The 21,627-nt window shown below is 76.0% G+C and carries 16 protein-coding genes; 6 read left to right on the forward strand and 10 right to left on the reverse strand.

The window, feature by feature from the left end; genetic code table 11:
* Positions 1-724: 724 nt before the first annotated feature.
* From ACH4PU_RS34690 to ACH4PU_RS34720, 7 genes are all read right to left on the reverse strand, one after another.
* Positions 725-913, reverse strand: a complete 189-nt coding sequence (locus ACH4PU_RS34690; protein ID WP_398281503.1) for a hypothetical protein — start codon at positions 911-913, stop codon at positions 725-727.
* Between the two features lie 131 nt (positions 914-1,044).
* Positions 1,045-1,902, reverse strand: a complete 858-nt coding sequence (locus ACH4PU_RS34695) for an alpha/beta fold hydrolase (protein ID WP_398281506.1) — start codon at positions 1,900-1,902, stop codon at positions 1,045-1,047.
* Positions 1,903-1,930: 28 nt separating this feature from the next.
* Positions 1,931-3,325, reverse strand: coding sequence for an FAD-dependent oxidoreductase (locus tag ACH4PU_RS34700; RefSeq protein WP_398281509.1), 1,395 nt, complete (start codon positions 3,323-3,325; stop codon positions 1,931-1,933).
* A 123-nt stretch (positions 3,326-3,448) separates the two neighbouring features.
* On the reverse strand, positions 3,449-4,066 hold the full coding sequence (locus tag ACH4PU_RS34705) for a TetR/AcrR family transcriptional regulator (protein ID WP_398281512.1): 618 nt from the start codon (positions 4,064-4,066) through the stop codon (positions 3,449-3,451).
* 311 nt (positions 4,067-4,377) lie between these two features.
* On the reverse strand, positions 4,378-4,806 hold the full coding sequence (locus ACH4PU_RS34710; RefSeq protein ID WP_398281515.1) for a MarR family winged helix-turn-helix transcriptional regulator: 429 nt from the start codon (positions 4,804-4,806) through the stop codon (positions 4,378-4,380).
* Positions 4,803-5,222 (reverse strand): SRPBCC family protein, encoded by a 420-nt coding sequence (locus tag ACH4PU_RS34715; RefSeq protein WP_398281518.1) that lies wholly within the window; start codon positions 5,220-5,222, stop codon positions 4,803-4,805. Before ACH4PU_RS34715 ends, ACH4PU_RS34710 begins: the two co-directional genes overlap by 4 nt.
* Positions 5,223-5,322: 100 nt before the next feature.
* Complete coding sequence (locus ACH4PU_RS34720; protein ID WP_398281521.1) at positions 5,323-10,320, reverse strand: HAD-IC family P-type ATPase; 4,998 nt, start codon at positions 10,318-10,320, stop codon at positions 5,323-5,325.
* Between the two features lie 141 nt (positions 10,321-10,461).
* Here ACH4PU_RS34720 and ACH4PU_RS34725 point away from each other — a divergent pair, with 141 nt between their 5' ends.
* On the forward strand, positions 10,462-10,875 hold the full coding sequence (locus ACH4PU_RS34725; RefSeq protein WP_398281524.1) for a hypothetical protein: 414 nt from the start codon (positions 10,462-10,464) through the stop codon (positions 10,873-10,875).
* A gap of 90 nt (positions 10,876-10,965) precedes the next feature.
* Complete coding sequence (locus tag ACH4PU_RS34730; RefSeq protein ID WP_398281527.1) at positions 10,966-11,097, forward strand: hypothetical protein; 132 nt, start codon at positions 10,966-10,968, stop codon at positions 11,095-11,097.
* A gap of 58 nt (positions 11,098-11,155) precedes the next feature.
* On the opposite strand, the gene ACH4PU_RS34735 is transcribed toward ACH4PU_RS34730, so the two are convergent.
* The 3 genes from ACH4PU_RS34735 to pabB form a co-directional block, all read right to left on the reverse strand.
* On the reverse strand, positions 11,156-11,878 hold the full coding sequence (locus ACH4PU_RS34735; RefSeq protein ID WP_398281530.1) for a TVP38/TMEM64 family protein: 723 nt from the start codon (positions 11,876-11,878) through the stop codon (positions 11,156-11,158).
* 389 nt (positions 11,879-12,267) lie between these two features.
* Positions 12,268-13,461 carry a 4-hydroxybenzoate 3-monooxygenase gene (locus tag ACH4PU_RS34740; RefSeq protein ID WP_398281610.1) on the reverse strand — a complete coding sequence of 398 codons (1,194 nt, stop codon included), beginning with the start codon at positions 13,459-13,461 and terminating at the stop codon, positions 12,268-12,270.
* A 41-nt stretch (positions 13,462-13,502) separates the two neighbouring features.
* Positions 13,503-15,620, reverse strand: a complete 2,118-nt coding sequence (gene pabB / locus ACH4PU_RS34745) for an aminodeoxychorismate synthase component I (RefSeq protein WP_398281533.1) — start codon at positions 15,618-15,620, stop codon at positions 13,503-13,505.
* Between the two features lie 635 nt (positions 15,621-16,255).
* Here pabB and ACH4PU_RS34750 point away from each other — a divergent pair.
* The 4 genes from ACH4PU_RS34750 to ACH4PU_RS34765 all read left to right on the forward strand — a co-directional run bounded on the left by ACH4PU_RS34750 (position 16,256) and on the right by ACH4PU_RS34765 (position 21,614).
* Positions 16,256-17,338: an LLM class flavin-dependent oxidoreductase gene (locus ACH4PU_RS34750; RefSeq protein ID WP_398281536.1), complete on the forward strand. Its 1,083-nt coding sequence runs from the start codon at positions 16,256-16,258 to the stop codon at positions 17,336-17,338.
* Positions 17,338-18,129, forward strand: coding sequence for a methyltransferase domain-containing protein (locus ACH4PU_RS34755; RefSeq protein WP_398281539.1), 792 nt, complete (start codon positions 17,338-17,340; stop codon positions 18,127-18,129). The genes ACH4PU_RS34750 and ACH4PU_RS34755 overlap by 1 nt, the downstream gene beginning before the upstream one ends.
* Complete coding sequence (locus tag ACH4PU_RS34760) at positions 18,126-19,595, forward strand: MFS transporter (RefSeq protein ID WP_398281542.1); 1,470 nt, start codon at positions 18,126-18,128, stop codon at positions 19,593-19,595. Before ACH4PU_RS34755 ends, ACH4PU_RS34760 begins: the two co-directional genes overlap by 4 nt.
* 846 nt (positions 19,596-20,441) lie before the next feature.
* Positions 20,442-21,614, forward strand: coding sequence for an elongation factor Tu (locus tag ACH4PU_RS34765; protein WP_398281613.1), 1,173 nt, complete (start codon positions 20,442-20,444; stop codon positions 21,612-21,614).
* Positions 21,615-21,627: the final 13 nt, after the last annotated feature.

The following is a 21,627-nucleotide window of genomic DNA, read 5'->3' on the forward strand; positions in this document are numbered from 1 at the left end:
TGGCCGTTGAGTTCGTGCTTGATCCACCAGCCGCTGACCGGGCCGGTCTCCAGCGCGGTCATCTGGTCGATCAGCAGGCGGGGGTTGGCGGTGTTCGGCCAGCGCTGACGCCGGTAGTCCAGCCAGGCCGGCAGTATTTGGCAGGTGAGATCGTCCATCCCGCGGGCGCGTCCCGCGATGATGAGCCGCCGGTTGCCGAGGTCCACATCGTCGAGTCGGAGGGCGCGGATGGCTCCGGCCCGGGCGGCGTGGACCGCGGCGAGAGCAAGGGCCAGGCGGGCGGCCGGGCTGCGGACCGCCTCGACGGACCGGGCGACCTGCTGGGGCAGCAGCGGCCGCAAGACGGCGTACTCGCCGGATCCGAGCACCGTCGTGAACCACACCGGCACCGGGCTGACCGCTGCCCCTCTCTGCCAAGGCGGTTCAAAGTCCGAGCCAAGGCCGGTGCAACCCTCGCGCGCAGGCATGTTGGAGTGCCGGTAGTTCACGCCGGAAAACCCACGCTAAGCCGCTTCTGAGCTTCTGACCTGCGGGTTTCTCAGACGCCACGGTTGGCCCATTGCCGATCTTGTGCCCGGTCGTTGGGCCGAATGGGTGACGAGCGGGAAGGGTTCGGGATCCGCGTAGGGGAGCGACCGTACGCGAGCGGGGGCCGCCACCCGCACCCCAGGGCAGCCGGGGGAGTGCGTCCTGTGACGGGCGAGCCCCCCGGGACGGGGGGCGGTCAGACGACGCAGATGAGCCGGAAGAGGGTGAGGAGGCACGGCGGCTGGCCGGGCCCGGACGACGCGGCGGCGGGCCGGGCGTGCGCGTGCAGCCCGCCGGAACCGGGCACACCGGCGGCCCGTACGGGTGTGGCGAGCAGGGCGGCGGTCGCGGCGACCCCGAGGAGGACGGCGATGGCGCGGCGCATGAACAGCCCTTTCGCAGAGGGCGGTTGCGGATACGCCGTAGGTTCCCGGGCCGCCCCTCGCCATGCCCGTCTTCACCCGTACGGGAAGAAGGGGAACGAGCGTCCGATGGCGCGCGTGCCGTCGACGCGGTTCAGCCGGTGGGCTTCCGCACCGGCTCGGCCCCGGTCTCCACCAGGAAGTCGAGGAGCACGCGGGCGAGCTTCTCGGGCTGGTCCTCGGGGATCAGGGTGGACGAGTCCTCGATCTCGACCAGCCGCCCCCGCGGGTAGAGATCCGCCAGCCGCGGGCCGTGCTCGCGCGGCATCAGCCGGTCCTCGGTGGCCCAGACGACCAGCACCGGGCGGTCGAACGAGCGGAGCCGCTCGCTCCAGCGGAGCAGGGTGCGGCGATCGGGCGCCGAAGTGGCGAACTTGGCGAAGTCCCTGCGGATCGCCTTGCTCCGGGACGCGGGGCCGAACCACTCGGCGACGAGCTCCGGGGGGAGCCCGCGCCGGCTCATCCCGCCGTACCCCTTGGGGTGGTCGCGGAAGGCCGGGACGCTCATCAGCCGGGTCAGCAGCCGGACGCCTCCCGGGAGGCGGCAGACCGTCGACAGCGCCTTGGCCGGTCCCGGCGGGAAGTTGTCGAACGCCTCGCAGGCCACCAGCACCATGCGTGCCAGGCGGTCCGCCCGCCCCTCCGAGATCATGAACTGGGCGCCGCCCCAGTCGTTGAGCACCAGAGTGACGTCATCCAGACCCAGCCGCTCCATGAACTCGTCGAGGAGCCGGGCGATTCCGGTGTGCGACAGGTCGGCGTCCGGGCGCATCGGTCTGCGGTGGCCGCCCAGGGGCAGCGTGGGAAGGACGCGGCGGTAGCCGTCCAGCAGCGGCACCACCTTGCGCCACTGCTTGCCGTCCATCGGCAGCCCGTGTGTGAACACCAGCACCGGCCCGTCGCCGCCGGTGTCTTCGTAGTCGATCGTTCCGGACGAGAGTTCGATCTGCAACGTCCCACCCCTACACGGTGATTGGCCGTCACCAGTCAAGCACACGCCGTTCACCGGGCGTCGGCCGGCCGGTGGCACCTCCGCGCGCCGCCACCAGCAGGCCCTCCCAGTCCGGGATCTTCACCGTGCCCCGGCCCAAGTCCCGGCCGAGGGCGGTCTCCGCCGCCTCGATGCCCAGCCAGCCGGGCCACTCCACCGGTTCCACACCCGCCGCGCGCAGTGCCGCGCGCGGATCGCCGACGGGCTCCCGGGCCGCGAGCAGCGCGGGGGCGTCGGCGAGCAGGGAGGCCACGGTCTCCTTGGCGCACGGGCGGTTGGTGCCGATCACGCCGGTCGGGCCGCGCTTGATCCACCCCGCGACGTACTCCCCGGGCGACGGGACGCCGTCCCGCAGCACGCGGCCCGACGCGTGCGGCACGGTGCCGTTCTCCTCGTCGAACGGCAGTCCGCCGACCGGCACCCCCCGGTACCCCACCGACCGCAGCACCAACTGCGCCTCGACGTCCTCGAACTCACCCGTTCCCGCCACCCCGCCGGAGCCGTCGGGGGCCGTCCGCTCGAAGCGCACCGCCCGTACGGCGTCGTCACCGAGCAGGGCGACGGGCCGCAGGAAGAAGCGCACGTGGATGCGGCGGCCGCCCTCCGGGACCGGCCGTCTCGACCACTCGCGCAGCACCTCCACATTGCGGCGGCCGGCCGCCGGCAGCCCGGACGGGTCCTCCCACGCCGGGTCGAGCGCCGCCTCGTCGGCCCGCACCAGCGTCCGCACCCCGTTCAGCCCGCCGAGCTCGCGCAGCTCCTTGGTGGTGAACTTGGCCTGCGCCGGGCCGCGTCGGCCCACCATGTGGACGTCCGTCACCCGGCTCGCGGCCAGCGCCGCCAGCGCGGCGTGCGGCACGTCGGTCGTACGGAACTCGTCCGCGCCCCGCGCCAGCACCCGGGCCACGTCGACCGCCACATTGCCGACCCCGATGACCACGGCGGACCGGGCGGGCAGCGCGAACCCGTCCGGCGGCGTGTCCGGATGGGCGCTGTACCAGGAGACGAACTCGGTGGCCGACCAGCTCCCCGGCAGGTCCTCGCCGGGGATCCCCAGCCGGCGGGCGGACGCGGCCCCCACGCAGTAGACGACCGCGTGGTACAGCTCCCGCAGCCGCCGCGGCGGGATCTCGCCCGGCCCCTCGCCGGCCCGGACGTTGCCCAGGAAGGCGATCCGCGGGTGCTCCAGGGCCGTCCGGAGGGTGCGCTGCAGCGACTTGATCTTCTCGTGGTCCGGGGCGACCCCGTACCGCACCAGTCCGTACGGACAGGGCAGCCGGTCCAGCACGTCGACCGTTACCCCGGGGACGGTCTCCTGCTGCACCAGGGCCTGGGCGGTGAAGACCCCGCTCGGCCCGGAACCGACGACTGCGACGCGAAGCACGGAGGTTCTCCTTCCGGAGGCTGCGTCCAGCATCCCATCCGCGCCCGCGCGCGGCAGCCCCTCACGCGTCGCCCGGAGGCCGGTCGCACGCCGGTCGCGCGCCCCTTACGCCTCGGGCGCCGGTCACACGCCGGGCGGGGGCGGCTCCGCGCCGGGCGGGCGGCCGAGCCGCCAGTCGAGCCCGTACCGCTGGAACAGCTCCGACCTGAGCCGCTCCGGCGGCATCGGCACCCCCGGCAGCAGGATCGCCACCACCGCGCCCATCATCAGGGCCCGCAGCAGCCGGTAGTCGGTCTCCGGGTCGGCGGACCCGTACCGCTCGACGGTGTCCCGGAGCAGGGCCGCGAGCCGCTGCTGCTCAGGGCATTGGATGAAGCCCTCCGACTGGAGGATGCCCGCCATGTGCGTACGCATCAGCCGCGGCCGGTCCCGGGCCAGGCCCAGCACCGCGTCGATGGCGCGCGCCAGCCGCTCCCGCCCGTCCGGGCTCACCGGCTCGCGCTCCAGGGCCGCCGCGAGCTCCATGTGCATCAACCGGTGCACCGCCGACTGCAGCAACTGCCGTTTACCGGGGAAGTAATACGAGACGAGCCCCCGCGCGGCGCCGGCCCGGCAGGCGATGTCCGCGAGGGTCGTCGCCTCGTAGCCGTTTTCGTCGATCAGTTCGACGGTTGCCTGGAGGAGCCGCTCGCGGGACCTGCGGCGCAACTCCTCATTGACCGACGCACTGCGGGGCGACATGCTGTAACTCCTGCGTTGACTGGCTCCGAGCCAATATACTCAGGAGCATACCGGTCGGTTGGCCCGCTGAGCAGGGAGAACCCGGTATGACCGCTGATTCGGGCGACGCGGGGGATCGTCCGAATCAGCGGCTTCCGCGTGCTCGGCCGCGCTGTCGCGCGGGGGCCGGCGGCGCGCGGCATGGGCGCCGGGCGGGCCGCCGTCCACGAACCCAAGAACCCAACCCGCCGGTGCGGTCGGGTGAGCGCCGGGCCACCCACCGGCCCGTCCGTGCCGTCCGGCGCGCATCCGGCGGTGTCGGGAGCGGGGCCTCAGGGCGCGGGACGCGCCAGCCGGCCGAGCAGCTTCACGGCGTCGTCGTGCGTCACCGACCGGAAGAAACGTGCGTCGACGTCCTCGACGGCGGCGATCGCGCGGGGCGCCAGGTCGGCGCCCGCGCTGGTGACACGCAGCCGTCTGGCGCGGGTGTCGGCGGGGTCGACCTCGCGCGTGACCAGCCCCTTGGCCTCCAGGGCGCGTAGGACCTGCGAGGTCATCTTGACGTCCGTGCCGGCCTGGCGGGCCAGGGTCAGCTGGTTGGGATGTTCGCCTTGCTCGTTCAGCCACCAGGTGCAGGCCAGGAGGACGAACTGGACGTGGGTCAGATCCAGGGGGCCGAGCGCGGCGGCGATGGCGCGTTGCCAGCGCAGCGTGGCGTGCCAGAGCAGGAAACCGGGGCTGTCGCCGGGGCCGAGGGTCATACGTCCTGCGCCAACGCGACCAGGGCGGTCATGGTCTGCGGCCAGTCCGCGGTGACGGCCGGACCGATCCGCGGGCCGAGGTCGTCGGCCCCGGCGCCAGTGATCTCCATCCGGTAGGTCACCCGCGTGCGGTCCCGCTCGCCGGGGGTCAGCCGGTGGGTGGTGCGCAGGAGCAGCCCGTCGAACCGGGCTTCGTCCACGAACAGTTCGTTGACGGTCGCCTCGGCGACGAGCAAGTGCACCGGGTCGTCCCCGGCCGGGGTCATCACGATCCGAGAGCCCGCCTCGAACGGGCCGTCGATCCGGATGTGCGCGATATCGGCGTTCCAGTCCGCCCAGTGCTCGACGTCGGCCCACAAGTCCCAAATCGCTTCAGGCGCCGCATTGGTCTCCACGCTGTGCTCATACGTCCACATTGATGGCCTCCCGACCGAGAAGATTATCTGTGCAGAGATTATCTCTACGCAGACTATCTCCGCCACCCCTTCGTCGGGTCCGGTACCAACCGGCCGGCCGTCAAGCCGACGGATCGGAGGGTGCCGGGCCGGAAGCCGCCGCGGCGTGGGGCGCGACGTCGGGCGAAGGCCGGCCGGGACCGGACCGCGCCCGGCCCGACGACGCCCGGCCCGACGACGACCGGCCGGAGGACGGCCGGTGGCCGGACGGCGGCCGTACGGGCGGGGTGCCGTCCGGCGCCGGGGCGGTGACGGCCTCGCGGCCGTCCCCGCCGAGCACCCGGGGCGCGAGCGCGGCGGCGAGGGTCGCGGCGGCCGAGGTGCCGAGCACCGTGCCCCAGGCCACCGGGCCCAGCGGGGAGCAGCCGAAGAAGTGGCTGACGCCCGGGGTCTGCACCACGCCGACCAGGGCCAGCGCGGAGAGCCCGGCGGTGGTGAGGACGAGCGGGCTGCGCCAGTCCGTCGTCAGGGTCTGGCCGAGCTGGGTCAGGACGAGGGCGGCGAGCCCCATGGTGCTCGCACGCCCGGCCCGGCCGGTGGTGCGCCCGCACTGCCACGCCGCGGCCGCGCCGAGCGCGGTGGCCGTGCCCCGGACGGCCAGGGCGCGCGCCAGTTCGCGGCCCAGCGGCGCGGGCACCGGTCCCGCGGCCAGCTCGTCGTCCTCCGCCGCGCCGGTGCGGGCGACCGCGATGGCCAGGGCGGGCAGCATGTCGGTGAGCAGGTTGACCAGCAGGAACTGCCGGGTGCCCAGGGGTGCCCGGCCCGAGACGGCGGTGCCGAGCACGGTGAACGCGACCTCGCCCGCGTTGCCGCCGACCAGCACGGCGACCGCGTCCCGGACGCTCCGCCAGAGCGCCCGGCCCTCCAGCAGGGCCGCCACGATGCGGCGCGGATCGGGATCGGCGAGAACGAGGTCCGCGGCGGCCCGGGCGGACGTGGACCCGTGCGCGGACAGGCCGATGCCCACATCCGCGAGCCGGATCGCGGCGGCGTCGTTGATCCCGTCCCCGGTCATGGCGACCACGCGGCCGGCGGACCGCAGGGCGTGCACGATGCCCGCCTTCTGCTCGGGCGAGACACGGGCGAACACGGTGGCCCCGACGACGCGGGCCGTGCGCTCGGGCTCGGGGAGGGTGTCGAGCTGGTGGCCGGTGACCACTTCCCCGGCGGGCACGCCGAGTTCGCGGGCCACGGCGGCGGCCGTGGCCGGATGATCACCGGTGATCATGACGACGCGCGTACCGGCCTCCGCGAGCCGCCGGACGGCCTCGGCGGCGCCGGGACGCGGTGTGTCGGCGAGCGCCAGGAAACCGAGCAGCGTCAGATCCCGGACGAGATCCGGGAGTTCGGGACCGCTGTGGCCGTCACCGGCACCGTCCGGTTCGGCCTCGTCACCCGGACCGGCGGCGGCCGGCTGGGCGCCGTGGTCCGGGGCGGTGTCGGCGCGTCGAGCCTCACCGCTCACGACGGTGGGGGCGGTCCGGCTCGCGGGGGCCGCGGCGACGGCGGGCCGGGCTTCGCCACGTGGGGTGGCGGCGGGCCGAGTCCCGTCACCCGCCGACGAAGCCCGGCCCTCCGCACCCTCCACGCTCCCGGCGGCGCCCGCCGGCCGGCTCTCCGCGACCGCGAGCACCCGCAGCCCGTCGCGGGCGAGCCCCTGGACCAGCTCGTGGGCGGCCCGCAGCCGGGCCGCGTCGAGCGGGGCCGTGGTGCCGTCGCCGGTCGTCACCGCCGTGCAGCGGTCGAGGACCGTCTCCGGGGCGCCCTTGACGGTGAGGAGGGGGGTGCCGTCGTCGGTGCCGAGGGAAGCGGAGTAGCCGCGGGCGGTTTCGAAGGGGAGTTCGGCGGTCAGGTGCCAGGCGGGGTCCGGGGAGCCGTGTGCGGCGGCGGCGTCCAGGACGGCTCGGTCGGTGGCGTGGGGCGGCGGACGGTCGGGTACGGGCGGTGGGCAGGCGCGGGCCGCCGTCCGCAGGAGGCGGCGGGCGGCCGGGCTGCCGAGGGGCGGCGGGTCCTGGTCCGGGAGGGCCACGCGGGTGACGGACAGCCGGCCGCGGGTGAGGGTGCCGGTCTTGTCGAAGCAGACCGTGTCCACGCGTCCCAGCGCCTCCAGGGCCCGTGCCGAGCGGGTGAGGACGCCGTGCCGCGACAGCCGCCGGGCGGCGGCCGACTGGGCGACGGTCGCGACGAGCGGCAGCCCCTCCGGGACGGCGGCCACCGCGATGGCGACGCCGGAGGCGACCGCCTGCCGCAGCGGTACGCCGCGCACCAGCCCGAGGAGTGTCACCGCGCCGCCGCCGAGGGCGACGGCGGGCAGCGCGGCCCGGGTCAGGGCCGCGAGGTGGGCCTCGATGCCGGGCGCGGCGGTGGCCTCGCCGACGAGGTCGGCGGCCCGGCCCGCCTCCGTCTGGGCGCCGGTGGCCGTCACCACCGCGTATCCGGACCCGGCCAGCACCGTGCAGCCCTGGTAGACCATGCAGGACCGGTCGGCGAGGTCGGCGCCGGGAGTGGCCCGGGTGCCCTTGGGGACGGGCGCGGACTCGCCGGTGAGCGGGGACTCGTCGAGTTCCAGCCGGTCGGCGGCCAGCAGCCGGGCGTCCGCGGGGACCACGTCGGTCGGGCCCAGCGCGATGACGTCCCCGGCGCGCAGTTCGTCGGCCGGGACGGTCCGGACGGGCGCGGCGGCCAGGGAGAGGAGGAGCCCGTCCGGCGCGGGGGACCAGCTCAGCCGGCGGGCGACGGGGCGTTCGGCGAGCAGCAGGCCGCTCAGCGCGCGTTCGGCGCGCAGCCGCTGCACCCCGCTGATCAGGGCGTTGCCGGTCATCACCCCGCCGACGAGGGCGGAGTCGACGGTGGAACCGACGGCGACGGAGGCGGCGGCGCCGAGGGTGAGGACGGGGGTCAGCGGGTCGCGGAGCTCCTCCCGGACCGCGCCCAGCAGCCGGCCGGGCCCCCGGGCGGCGGCCGCGAGCGGCGCGGGCCGCCGGGCGGGACACGGCGGAGCCGGCCGTTCGAGGCCGTCGCGACCCTCGGGACCGGCGGACGCCCGCAGCAGGGACAGCGTCTCCCAGGCCCCGAGCGCGTGCCAGGTCCCCCGGACGCGGCCGGGCGGCAGCGGCCGTCCGGCCACCCGGCGGGCGGCCAGCATCCCGCCCGCCATGGCCAGCAGGGCGGCGCCGTGCACCGGTGAGGTGGCGAGGCCGGCCCGCCCGCTCCGCGCCCCGCCGGTGGCGATCAGCGCCCCGAGCAGGGACCCGCCCAGGGAGAGCCGGGCGGAGGCGGCGCTGACCTCGCGGGCGGGTTCCAGCGCCGCGAGGGTGCGCCAGACCAGTGCCGTACCCGGGCCGCAGACGAGGTCGGCGGACCAGCACGGTCGGCCCGGGGCGCCGGGGCGCGGCGGCGCGGTGACGGCCACGTCGGCGGCGGCCAGGGCCCGGTCCGCGGCGGCGTCGCCCTGGGCGACGAGCAGCACCACCTCCCCGTCGCGCTGGAGCCGCCGCACCTCCTCGCACAGCGAGACCCCGGCGGGCACCGTGCGGTGGGCGCGCGGCAACAGCTCGGCGGCGCTGGCGTGTTCGGTGAGCAGGACCCGGCGGGTGGGGCCGCGGGCGACGGCGAGGAGGGCGTCGGCCAGCGGGTCCAGCGCGCAGCCGACCAGGATCCGGCCCGCCCGCGTCCCGTCCGGGCCCCAGAGGTCCAGGGCCAGGCCCCCGGCGGCGTCCGGCCGTCCCAGCGGGGCGTCGCGGGCGCGCGCCAGCCGCCAGTCGCCGGCCGTCCAGGGGCCGGGCCCGGACAGCTCACCCACGGTGAACCGGGCCAGGACGCGGTGGGCGGTGCTCCACAGGGCCGCCTCGTCGAGCTCCCCGGTGGCGACCGCCGACAGCAGCCGGGGCCGTGGGGCGCACAGCACCGGCGCGTCGAACAGCACCGTCGTGACCCGGTCGAGGCGGCGCAGCGCGCCGGGGTCCAGGGGCAGCGCGCCCGCCCGGGCCAGGTCGCGGCCCAGCCGGGCGGCGAACGCCTCGCGGCCGGCCTCGGCGGCCTTGGGCGCGGTGGCCACGACGGTCCGGGCGGCCCGCTCCGGGTCGCGGGTCCAGGCGAGCAGCCCGCCCGCGCCGAACAGGGCGGTCAGTGCCGTGCGCCGGCCGCAGGACTCGACCGGGCCCTCCGGCAGCGGCACCGGCCGGCCGGCCCGTTCGGGCGCCCGCCGGGGCAGGTCCGGGCCGCCGCCCACCAGTTCGGGCTCGCGCAGGGCCCAGACGTCCTGCCGGGCCCGGATCTCGGCGAGCTGCCAGACCCGGTGCACCAGGTCCAGGGCCAGCGGACCGGTCCCGCGGGTCAGCGCGTGCGCCGCCGCGTTGGAGGCGGCGAGCAGCACGTCGGCGTGCTCGCGGCCGAGCCGGTCCTCCAGCAGGCGGCGCAGCCGCGGCTGGGTCTCGGCCAGCACGGCGGGCAGCCGCAGGGCGGGCGGCAGGGCCGGGAGCGGGGACAGCCGGCGGGCGGTCGCGCACACCAGCCCCACGCAGTCGGCGGCGAGCGCCACCTTCGCCAGCGTGGCGGGCACGGTGTCGAACGGCGGGCGGGGACGGTCGGCGTCGAAGGCCCCGGCGGCGAGGTGCTCCGCGTGTTCGTCTTCGAGCCGCTCCACCAGCTCCAGCGCGTCCGCCGGGTCGAAGCGGTCCTCGTCGGCGTCGATCACCAGGTGTCCCAGGACGGCGTTGACCTCGGCCCAGTTGACCCCCTCCAGGCGGTGCAGCGCCTCGCACAGGGCGGCGGCGAGCCGGTCGTGCCGTTCCCCGCGGCCCAGGCCCCGTACCTCCAGGTGCGTCCGGCCGCCGCTGGTCCACACCCGGCGCCGGGTGCGGTCCCGGCCGCCCTCGGCGAGCGCGGCGCCGGCTTCGGCGAGGCCGGAGGCCACTGCGGTGGTCAGCGAGGAGAGCGCTTCACCGGCCGTCCGCCGCCCCCAGCCGAGGGCGCCGGCCGCGGTGTCCCACGCCCGGACCGGGCCTTCCCGCAGGGCCGCGCCGACGAGGGCGGGCACCAGCGCGCTCCACGATCCCACCGGCACCTCCCGCACGTCGGACCGCGTTCCCTGGGTCGCGCCCGCCGATCGGGAGACAGGAGGCGCGCACCCCGAAAATGAACATAATGAGAAAAGTGCATGAATGCCGGTATTTCCGGCGGGGCCATTGGAGGGACGCCCGTGAGCCACCACACCAAGCACGCCCACAAGCACTCCACCCGGCAGCGGAACACCGCGGAACACCGCGGGGCCGCCCACGAGCAGCCGTCGGACCACCGCCCCGAGGAGGGCGCGGAGGAGCGCCGGCCCACCGCGGGCGTCGTCCACCGGGACGGCGGGCGGACGGTCACCGTCACCATCCCGGTCGACACCATCGCCGGGGTCGCCGTGGAGGCCGTCAAACTGCCGATCACCGCGGCCCAGCGGATCCTCCCGGCCAAAGGTGGCCTGCCCCTCTACCTCGGCGTGGGCGCCCTGGGCGTGGCGGGCGTCCTGGAATGGCCGGTGGCCGCCGGGATCGGCATCGGTTACGCAGTCCTCCGCAAGGGCGGCGACCTCAGGCCGCCGCCGCGCCGGGCCGTCGACAGCGGCTGACCGGCGGCCCGGCCGGCCCCGGCCGGCATGCCGCCCGGCGGCCCGGGTACTCGGGTGGTCCACGCAGAGCGCCGCGGAAGGGGCAGCAGCATGAGCGACACCACACCGTCGCAGGCCGAGGGCGAACGGGACGACGAGCCCGCGGAGCAGGTGCACCCCGACACGCCGCACACCACGCCCTCCCAGGCGGAGGGCGAACGGGACGACGACGAGGACGAGTAGGACGGTCAGGACGACGAGGAGCCGGGCGGCCGTTGACGGAGGCCGTCCGGGGTCGCTGTCAGGAGGGCCGCCGCGGGCCCGCCGCGAACGCGCGGCCCCGGCGGCGCCAGACCACCAGCACCGCCGCCAGGCCGGTGATCGCGATGAACGCCACGGCGGCGACGAACGCCGGGGACCCGGGCGACGCGGCATGGCTGCCGGCGATCACGTACGCGGTGGTGCTCGGCGCGCTGCCCAGCGCGGTCGCCAGCAGGAACGGCCCCCAGCCGACGCGCGAGACCGCCGCACAGTAGTTCGCGGCGGCGAAGGGAACCCCCGGGAAGAGGCGTACCGCCAGCATCGAGCGGAAGCCGTGCCGGCTGAGCTGCCGGTCGGCCGACCGCAGCCAGCGGGCGCGCAGCAGCGGGCGCAGCGCGCGCTGCCCGAGCAGCCGCGCGAGGCCGAACGAGGCCGCCGAGCCGAGCACCGTCCCCAGCAGCGCCGCCACCGCGCCGGCCTGCGTGCCGAAGAGCGTGCCGGCCGCGACGCTCAGCACCGGCCGGGGGACGAACGCCGCCGTGCACAGCCCGTACGCACCCGCGAAGAGGACGAACGCCAGGCCGTACGGCATGCCCGCCGGGAGGCCCCCGCTCAGCAGCCGTTCGGGATGGCAGGCCAGGACGGTGGCCACCGCACCGGCGACGATCAGCACCAGCAGGGTCAGCCGGGACCAGGGGGAGGCGAGGGCACGCACGAGGCGCCGCTCGGCGGGGCCGGGGGCAGGCGCGGCGGAATCGTGCACCGGAGGAGCGTAACCGACACGGCGGCACCCGCGGTGTGATCGGCGGATGAAGTGAGGGGCGCGTCGGAGCGGGCCGGCGGTGCCGGGTGCCGGTGGATCGGAGGGGTGTCGGGTGCCGGAGGCGCCGCAGAGGGCGTTGGGCACCGGTGGTCCGGTGGGGTCGGGCGACCGGTTGTGGTGGGCCGCAGGATGATCGGGCACCGGTGCGCGATCGTCGTCCGACGGTGGTTCGGTGGGCCATGAGGTGCCGGAGGGAACGTCGGGCCCCGGAGGGGCGCCGCCAGGGGACCTCAGGCACCGGTGCGCCCCGGTGGCGCCCATCGGGCGTCGGCGGGCCGCGGGGCGATCGGGCACCGGCACATCGGGGGAGCGCGAGGTGCCGGAGGGCCTCAGGCACCCCCGCGGGTCGCCGCCGGGCCGCGGGCCAGGCCCGTGTAGTGCTCGGCGAAGTCCGTCGCGGCGGCGCGGGAGCCGACCAGGTGCCGCAGCCGGGCCCGGCGCAGCCGCGCCTCCATCGCGTCCTCGCCCGGATGCGGGTGGAACAGCCGGGTCAGCCACGCCGAGAACTCCTGGGCCTGCCAGACGTGGGCCAGACAGGTCCGCGTGTACTCGTCCAGCGGCTCGCGGTCGCCCCGGCCGTACCAGGCGGCCAGCGCCCGGGCGAGCACGACGGCGTCCGCCACCGCCAGGTTGAGGCCCTTGGCGGCGGTCGGCGGGACGATGTGGGCGGCGTCGCCGGCGAGGAAGAGCCGCCCGTACTGCATCGGTTCGGCGACGAAGCCGCGCATGGACGTGATCCCGTGCCGGCTGAGCGGCCCCTCGTGCAGCGGCTCGCCGGCCGGGCAGAGCCGGGTGCGCAGCTCGGCCCGGATCCGGTCGTCCGGCCACCGGGCCAGGTCCTCGTCGGGCGCCACCTGGAGGTACAGCCGGCTGACCGTGGGGGAGCGCATGCTGTGCAGGGCGAAGCCGCGGTCGTGGACGGCGTAGATCAGCTCCTCGCCGGCCGGCGGCGCGGCGGACAGGACGCCCAGCCACGCGAACGGGTACGTCCGCTCGTAGCGGGCCAGGCGCCCGGCGGGGAGGCTGCGCCGGGTCACGCCGTGGAAGCCGTCGCAGCCGGCGACGAAATCGGCGTGGACGACGGTGGGTTCGCCGTCGAGGGTGCACCGCAGGGTGGCGGTGTCCCCGGTCAGGTCGCCCGGCACGATGTCGTCCACGCCGAAGTACGGGGGCGCGCCCGCCTCCGTACGCGCCCGGATGAGGTCCTTCACCACCTCCTGCTGCCCGTACATCGTCACCGTCCGGCCGCACAGCTCCGCGGTGGACAGCCGGTGCCGCTCCCCGTCGAAGCGGAGCTCGAACCCCTCGTGCACCTGGCCCTCGCGGTCCATCCGCCGCCCCACGCCGCTGTCGCGCAGCAGGTCCGCCGTGCCCTGCTCCAGCAGCCCGGCCCGTACCCGGCCCTCGACGTACCGGCGGTCGCGCCGCTCCAGGACGACGGAACGCACGCCGTCGAGGTGCAGCAGATGGGCCAGGACGAGACCGGCCGGGCCCGCGCCGACGATCGCGACCGGGGTGCGCAGCGTGCGTGTCACGTTTCCGTTCCTCTCCTCGTGGCGGGCCGTCAGCCGGTGACGGCGGGCCGGCGGCCGGGGAACCCGGCTCCCAGCAGCCGCAGCAGCGGGGTGGCCTTGACGGCGGTCTCCTCGAACTCGGCGGCGGGGTCCGACAGGGCCACGATCGCCCCGCCGACGCCGTACGACACCCGGCCGGGGGCGGCGACGGCCGTGCGGATGACGATGCTGAGGTCGGCGGCGCCGGACAGGGACAGGTAGCCGATGGCCCCGGAGTACACGCCGCGCGGCCCGGCCTCCAGTTCGTCGATGAGGCGCATGGTGCGGATCTTCGGCGCCCCGGTCATCGAGCCGCCGGGGAACGCGGCCCGGACGCAGTCCACCGCCGAGCGGCCGGGGCGCAGCCGGCCCCGGACGGTGGAGACGAGCTGGTGCACGGTGGCGTAGGTCTCGACGGCGAACAGCTCGGGCACGTGGACCGAGCCGACCTCCGCGCACCGGCCGAGGTCGTTGCGGACCAGGTCGACGATCATCAGGTTCTCCGCCCGGTCCTTCTCGCTGGTGCGCAGGTCCTCGCGGAGCAGCGCGTCCTCGGCGGCGGTGCCGCCGCGCGGCCGGGTGCCCTTGATGGGCTTGGACTCCATCAGTCCGCTCGCGGAGACCCGGAGGAAGCGCTCCGGGGAGGTGCTGAGCACCGCGAGGGAGTCCAGGAGGAGCAGCGCGCCGAAGGGCGCGGGGCTGGTGCGGCGCAGGAAGCGGTAGGCGTCCCAGGGGACGAGGGTGCCGTCGGCGCGCATCATGTTCGTCAGGCACACCTCGTACGTCTCGCCGCGGCCGATCGCGTCCTGGCAGGTGTCGATGGCGGCGAGGTAGGCGTCGCGGTCGTGCCGCAGCCGTGGTGCGGAGAGGCGGCGCTGCGGCGCGGGGGCGGGGTCGGGGCGGCGGCCGGCGAGGCGGTCCAGCTCGGCCCGGGTGCGGTCCAGCCAGGCGCGGGCCGGGCGTTCGTCGCCGGGCGCGGCGAGGGCGAGGAGGTGGGTGGTCGAGGTCAGGTGGTCGAAGACCACGGCCCGGTCCGCGTAGATCATGACCGCGTCGGGTTCCGGGGAGCGGTGGACGCGGTCGCCGCCGCACTCGGCCTTGAGCTCGTACCCCAGGTAGCCGACCCACCCCAGCGTGAACTCGAACGGCAGGTCGGGCACGTCGACGTGACGGGCGGCCAGGTCGCGGTCGAGCCAGTCGAAGAACGGGCCGCCGACGATCTCCACTCCGTTCGCGGAGGTCACGGTGACGGTGCCGTGCCAGACGTCGGCCGAGACCACGCGGGCCAGCGGCCCCTCGGCGTCGCCCATGGCGGAGAACCGGCCCAGGGAGGCGTCTGTGGCGCTGCTGTCCAGCCAGAACGCGTGCCGGGAGGAGCGGAAGAGACGGTCGAAGACCACCTCGTCGGCCACGCGGGTCGGTATTCGCTCGGCGAGCACGCGCCAGCGCGGGCCGCCGACGGGCGTACCGGGGGCCTTCGCGGACCGCGGCGCCGGGTCCGGGGTGGTGAGCGCGCGCCGGGGCGCCGTGCGCGAACGGCCCGTCCGCCGGTGCCAGTCCGCCGTCAGGTCGCGGAAGTTGCGCAGCAGCCGGTGGCCGTGCTCGGTGCACACCGACTCGGGGTGGAACTGCACGCCCCACAGCGGCCAATCCCGGTGGCGTACGCCCATCAGCACGCCGTCCGGCGTCGCCGCGAGGGCCTCCAGCTCCGGCGGGAGGTCGGTGACGGCCAGGGAGTGGTAGCGGACGGCGTCGAAGGGGGACGGCAGCCCGGCGAACACGTCCGTCCCGCTGTGCAGGACGGGCGACACCCGGCCGTGGCGGACCTCCGGGGCCCGGCGGACGGTGGCTCCGGCCAGGTGGCAGATCCCCTGGTGGCCGAGGCAGACGCCGAGGAGGGGCAGCCGGCCGTGCTCGACGATCTCCCGGCATATGCCGAAGTCGCCGGGGCGCTCCGGGGTTCCCGGGCCCGGGGAGATCACCACGTTGTCGAATTCCCGCAGTTCCCCGGCCGACGGGCAGGGGTCGTCATTGCGGAGCACCACCGGCTCCGTGCCGTTCACTTCGGCCAGGTAGTGGAAGAGGTTGTAGGTGAACGAGTCGTAGTTGTCGACGAGTAGCGTACGCACCGTTGTTTCCCCCGTAATTCCGGCGGGCCGCGGCGGGCGCCCTCCGGTGAAAGCGCGGCGCGCGGCCCCGCACCTCGCGCTCCACGGATTCCCGCGGTTTTTCCCGGTATTCGTGCTTTCCGGGTGGCCGACGGTTTCCGTGGGGGCGAAAAGGAGCGCGCGGGTCGCCGCCGCGATGGTGATCGCGCGTGGAAAGTGTGCAGGTTCAGCGCTCCGCGGCGCGCGGCGCGAACGGGCCGGGGCGGCGCGGCCGGCCGCCGGCCCGGGCCGCGGCCCGGACATCCCTCATGGCAGTCCCCCCGTGGGCCGCTGCTCGGGCGGGCTCCGCACCACGCGCCCTCGGATCCTCAGCAGCCTGTCAAATGACAGGATGTGGGTGCCAATGACCCCATGTCAAGTGCGTTCCGGATGCCTTATCCGTATTTCCTTTCGAAAGCATCCGGCCGGGAAGTTGATCGTTTTAGGGGGGCGCGCGGTGCCGGTGGCGAAAGACGCTTGTCCGGGTAAGGCGTACGCAGTCGAACAGCCTTGACGCCGCGTGGGAGCTCCTGCTCTGCTGAAGGCGGCCGGCTCGCGCGAACCGGCTTTTGTGGCACTTTCTGACGCCACATCAGACGAACGGGGGAGTGCCGCCGATGGAGGCCGGAATCAATTTCTTCCCGGATGTACACCACCGCGACAAGGCGGCGGACCGGTATTTCGCCGAGTGCCTGGAGCTGGTGGAGCTCGCCAACGGGCTCGGCTACCACCACATACGCATCGTGGAGCACTACTTCCACCAGTACGGCGGCTACTCCCCGAACCCGATCGTGTTCCTCGCCGCCGCCGCGGCCCGCAGCCGTAACCTGAGGCTGATCACCGGCGCGGTGCTGCCGGCGTTCAACCACCCACTGAAACTGGCCGGGGAGATCGGAATGCTCGACGCCATCTCCGGAGGACGGCTGGAGGTGGGCTTCGCCCGGGCGTTCCTCCCGCACGAGTTCCAGCGGTTCGGGGTGGACATGGACACCAGCCGGGCCCGCTTCGACGAGGGCGTGGACGCGGTGCGGCGGCTGCTGACCGAGGAGGACACCGCGTTCGACGGCCGCTTCCACTCCTTCCCGTCCACCACCTCCCTCCCCAGGCCGACCCAGCGGCCGCACCCGCCGTTCTGGGTGGCCGCCCTCTCCAGCGAACAGAGCTTCCGGCGGGCCGGCGAACTCGGCTGCGGCGTCATGGCCAACCCGCTGGCCGCCGACACCCTGCGGACGTACCTGGAGATCTACCGCACGGCGTGGCAGACCGCCGGACACCCCGGGCGCGGCCGGGTGATGCTCGCCTTCCACATGCACTGCGCCCCCGACCGGCGGACCGCCGAGGCCCGCGCCGAAGGGCCCGTCAACGCCTATCTGCGCAGCCTGACGGCCGCCGCCTCGGACTGGACCAGCGGGGCGTCGAGCGCCGACTACCCCGGCTACCGGCAGATGATCGAGAAGCTGGCGGCCGACGACTTCCACTCCGTCCGCGCCCGCTCGGCGGCCCTCGTGGGCACACCGGACGACGTCGTGGAGCAGCTGTGGGAGGTCCACGACCGCTGCGGCGGCTTCGAAGTCGCCAGTCTCCAGGTCAACTTCTCCACCCTGGACCCCGTCCTCGCCGCGGAATCGGTCGCCCTGTTCGGCGAGCGGGCGCTGCCCCGGCTCCGCGCGGAGCGCGGGCCCGGCCCGCGGGCGGCGTGATGGCGGAGCGCCCCGCACCGCGTGCGTCCCTGGACGAATCCCCCGCCTCCTCCCCGGTCACCGACTACCGGAACTCGCTGCGCCGCAGCCGCGAGAGCCGCGACCGCCCCGACCGGCCGGCGGAGTTCCCGCTCGCGGGCCGCGACTGGACGCTGCTCGACGACGTCTTCCCGCCCGTCTACTCGCCGTCCACCGGCACGTTCCTCGACCTCCTCGCCCTCCTCGGCCCCCGGGGCCTCCCGCGCGGCGGCTCGCTGCTGGAGATCGGCTGCGGCGCCGGGGTCATCGCCGTCAGCGCCGCCCTCGCCGGCTGCGCGCACGTGGTCGCGACGGACGTCAACCCGCACGCCGTCCGCAACACCGCGCTCAACGCGGCCCGGCACGGGGTGGCCGAGCGGGTGCGGTGCCGGGAGAGCGACATGTTCGCCGCGCTCGCCCCGGACGAGACCTTCGACCTCGTCTTCTGGCACGCCAACTTCGTCCTCGCCCCCGAGGACCCCGAGGACCTGCCCCGGCTGAGCCTTCACGACCTCGCCTACGTCGATCCCGGCTACCGGGCCCACCGGGCGTTCCTGCGGGAGGCCCCGGACCGGGTGCGCCCCGGCGGCGCCGCGCTCCTGGGGTTCGGTAGCAGGGGCGACGCGGAGGCGCTGCGCCGGCTGGCCGGCGAGGCGGGCGTCACCCTGACGACCGTGGCCGCGCGGGAGGTACGGGAGCGGGACGGCGTGGTGGAGTACCGGCTGCTGCGGCTGGGCCGGGGCGAACCGGCGGTGGGGGGAGCGGCCGGGTGAGCGGACCGGAGCGGGAACCGCGCGCCGGCGGGGGCGCGGTGCTCGCGGTGTGCGTCCTGCTGGTCGGGGAGTTCCTGGCCATCTTCGACGTCTCCGTCGTCAACGTGCTGCTGCCCGTGGTCCAGCGGGAACTGGGCGCGGGCGACGCGCAGACGTACCTGGTCGTCGCCTGCTACGGAATGGCGTACGCCAGCCTGCTGGTGACCGGCGGCCGGCTGGGCGACCGGTACGGGATCCGGCCCCTCTTCCTCATCGGTACGGGCCTGTTCGGCCTCGCCTCCGTCGGCTGCGGCCTGGCCCCCTCGATCGGGGTGCTGGTCGCGGCGCGGGCGGCCCAGGGCGTCGGGGCGGCGCTGCTGTTCCCCCAGGTCCTCGCCGGCATCCAGACCGTCCTGCCGCCCGCCCGCCGGGGGGCGGCGGTCGGGGCGTTCGGCGCGGTCCTGGGCGCGGGCTCGACGCTCGGCCAGCTCGGCGGCGGGGTGCTGACCCGGCTCGACCTCGCCGGCAGCGGCTGGCGGTCGGCGTTCCTGGTGAACGTGCCGGTCTGCGCGGCCGTGCTGGTCGCCGGCCGCGCGCTGCTGCCCGGCCGCCCGCCGCGGGCCGGCACCGGACGGCCCGACCTGCCGGGGGCCGCGCTGCTGGCCGTCACCGTGGCCGCGGCGGTGCTCCCCTGGTCGCTGCCGGGCAGCGGACCGGGCCGTACCGTCCCCGCGCTCCTGGTGGTGGCCGTCGCGGGCACCGCCTTCGTCCGCTGGGAGCGCCGCCTCACCCGGGCCGGCGGGGCCCCGCTGCTGCACACCGCCCTGTTCCGGCGGTGGACGTTCGGCGTGGGGCTGGTGCTGTGCCTGGTGTTCTTCGGGACGCAGGTGCCGTTCTATGTGGTGCTCTCGCAGACGGCCCAGGACGGCGCCGGGCTGAGCCCCCTGGCGTCGGCCGGGCTCTACGCGGGGCTGGGCACGGCGTTCCTCGCGGCCTCGGTCGCCGCGGGCCGGGCGGACCCGCGCCGGGCGGTCCTGCTGACCACCTGCGGCCCGGCCCTGATGGCCGTCGGCTACCTGGGCCTGTCCACCCTGCGGGCCGACCAGCTCCACCCCGCCGACGTACCGGCCACGGTGTTCCTGGTCCTCAACGGCCTGGGCGCGGGCGCCGTCGCGCCCACCCTGATCCGCTTCGTCCTCACCGGCGTCGACGCCCCCCTCTCCGGCGTCGCCTCCGGACTCCTCGCCACCGCGCAGCAGATCGCCAACTCCGTGGGCGTGATGGTCGCCGGCGCCCTCTTCCGCGCCACCCGCGGCCCCGACGTCCTCTCCGGCTTCCACGGCGCGCTCTGGTACTTCACGGCGCTGGCGGCCGTGACGGTGACGCTGGCCGTCGTGGTGGCGCGGGGCCAGGAGGGGGAACGGGCGCGGCGCGAGGCGGTGGAGACGGCGGAAGCCGTGGGGGCGGTGGGGCGGTCGGAGGGGTGACGTGGTGGCGCCGGGCCCTGGCTGGACGTCGGCTCCGTGAGCGAGGCGGGCTCGGAGAGGCGACGCCGGTGGTGGCCGGCCCGGTGGGGTGGCGAATCGGGAGCGGTGGCACCGGCGGGACGAGCCCGGGTCCGCCGACGGTCAGGCCGGTGCTGGGCGGCGCCGGAACAGTGACGTGGCGGACTCCGCCCGGTGACGACGGTCGGTGCCGGGCGGGGTGGCGCCGGCCGGATGGGGCCTGGCAAGGGGCCGATGGCGCCGGCGGGGGCTGGTACCGGGCGGCAGCCGGGACAGCGCCGTCCTCGGGATTCGTGCGGCGTGACGGCGGGCCGGGCCGACGGTGGTGTGCCGCCGGGGCGTCGGCGTCGCGCGCTCCCGTGCGGGCCCCGAGGACCGGCCGATTCTCGGTGGGGCGTCGGTGGTCGGGCCCCGCACCCGCGACCCCGGCCTGTCAGGGGGCGCCGCCGCGCGAGGAGGGCGAACGGCCGGGCGGCCGACGCCCCTTAGGGCATCAGCCCGTGCGCCTCCGCCCCGTCGAAAACCATTCGACGCCTCCCACGGCGTGAGCGAGCATCAGAAGCATGCTCCGGCCCGTCCCTCGCGCGAAGACGCCCGCTCCCGCGGGCGCGCTCAGGGCCGACCTGTCCGGTGACCCGGTCCCCGCGCCCATGCCCTCCGGCATGCCCGTGCCTCCCGGCGCCCCCGTCGGCGCGCCCGCGCCGACGCGACGCTGACCCTTCCCGGATCGTCCCCGGCGGCCCCGTACGGGGAGGGTCGTCCAGGCCGCGGGGCCCATGACGATCCAGTCCGGCGCAGCACCGGAGAACCGGAGTCCGCAGCATGTCACTGTCCCAGCAGGCGTCCACCCGTACGAAGCCGCACCTCAACATCGGCACCATCGGCCACCTCGGCCACGGTAAGACCACCCTCACCTCGGCTATCACCAAGGTGCTCGCGGCCCGCGGCACCGCGGCGTTCGTCCCCGTCACCGGACTCGACCGCGCGCCCGAGGAACTCGCGCGCGGCGGCACCGTACGCGCCGCGCACCTGGAGTACGAAACCGACTTCCGGCACTACGCCCACGCGGACCTGCCCGGGCACGCGGAACGCGTCACCCGGGTGGTCGCCGGGCTGGCCCGGCTGGACGGGGCCGTCCTGGCCGTCTCGGCGGTCGACGGCGTGGAGCCGCAGACCGCCGAACACGTCCTGCTGGCCCGGCGGATGGGCGTCGAACACCTCGTCGTGGCGCTGAGCAAGGCCGACGCCGCCCAGCCGGAGCTGACGGAGCTCGTCGAACTCCGGGTCCGCGAGCTGCTCTCCGCGCACGGCTACCCCGGGGAACTCACGCCCGTCGTCCGGGTCTCCGCCCTGGGCGCCCTGGCCGGCGACCCGCGCGCGACCGCCGGCATCGAGGCGCTGCTCGACGCCGTCGACACCTACCTCCCCGATCCGGCGCGGTGCGACGACGCACCCTTCCTGCTGCCGGTGGAACGGATGCTGGTGCTGCGCGGGGTCGGGGCCGCCGTCACGGGCACCGTGGAACGCGGCAGCGTACGCCTCCGGGACCTGGTCGAGGTGCCGGAGGCGCTGGAACGCACGGTCGTGACCGGCCTGGAGAGCTTCGGCCGCCGACTGGAGACCGCCCGGGCCGGCGACCGGGTCGCCCTGCTGCTCCGCGGGGCGCAGGGGCACGAAGTCCGGCGCGGGGACGTGGTGATCACGCCGGGCAGTGTCACCGTCCACCGGCGCTTCACGGCGCGTCTGCGGGTGCTCACCCCGGCGGAGGGCGGCCGCCGCACCCCCCTCACCACCGGCTGCCGCGCCACGTTCCACTTCCGCACGGCCGCCCTGACCGGCCGGCTCGACCTCGGCCCGCGCGGCCTCGCCCGCCCGGGCGAGACGGCCGGCCTGACCGCCGTCCTCGACCGCCGGACCCCGCTCGAACCGGGACTCGCCTTCGCCCTCCGTGAAGGCGGACGCACCGTCGGCACGGGCGCGGTGACCGCCGTGGCGGAGTGACCGGCCCGCGACC

This window comes from Streptomyces sp. NPDC021100 (assembly GCF_044333095.1).
Lineage (GTDB): Bacteria > Actinomycetota > Actinomycetes > Streptomycetales > Streptomycetaceae > Streptomyces.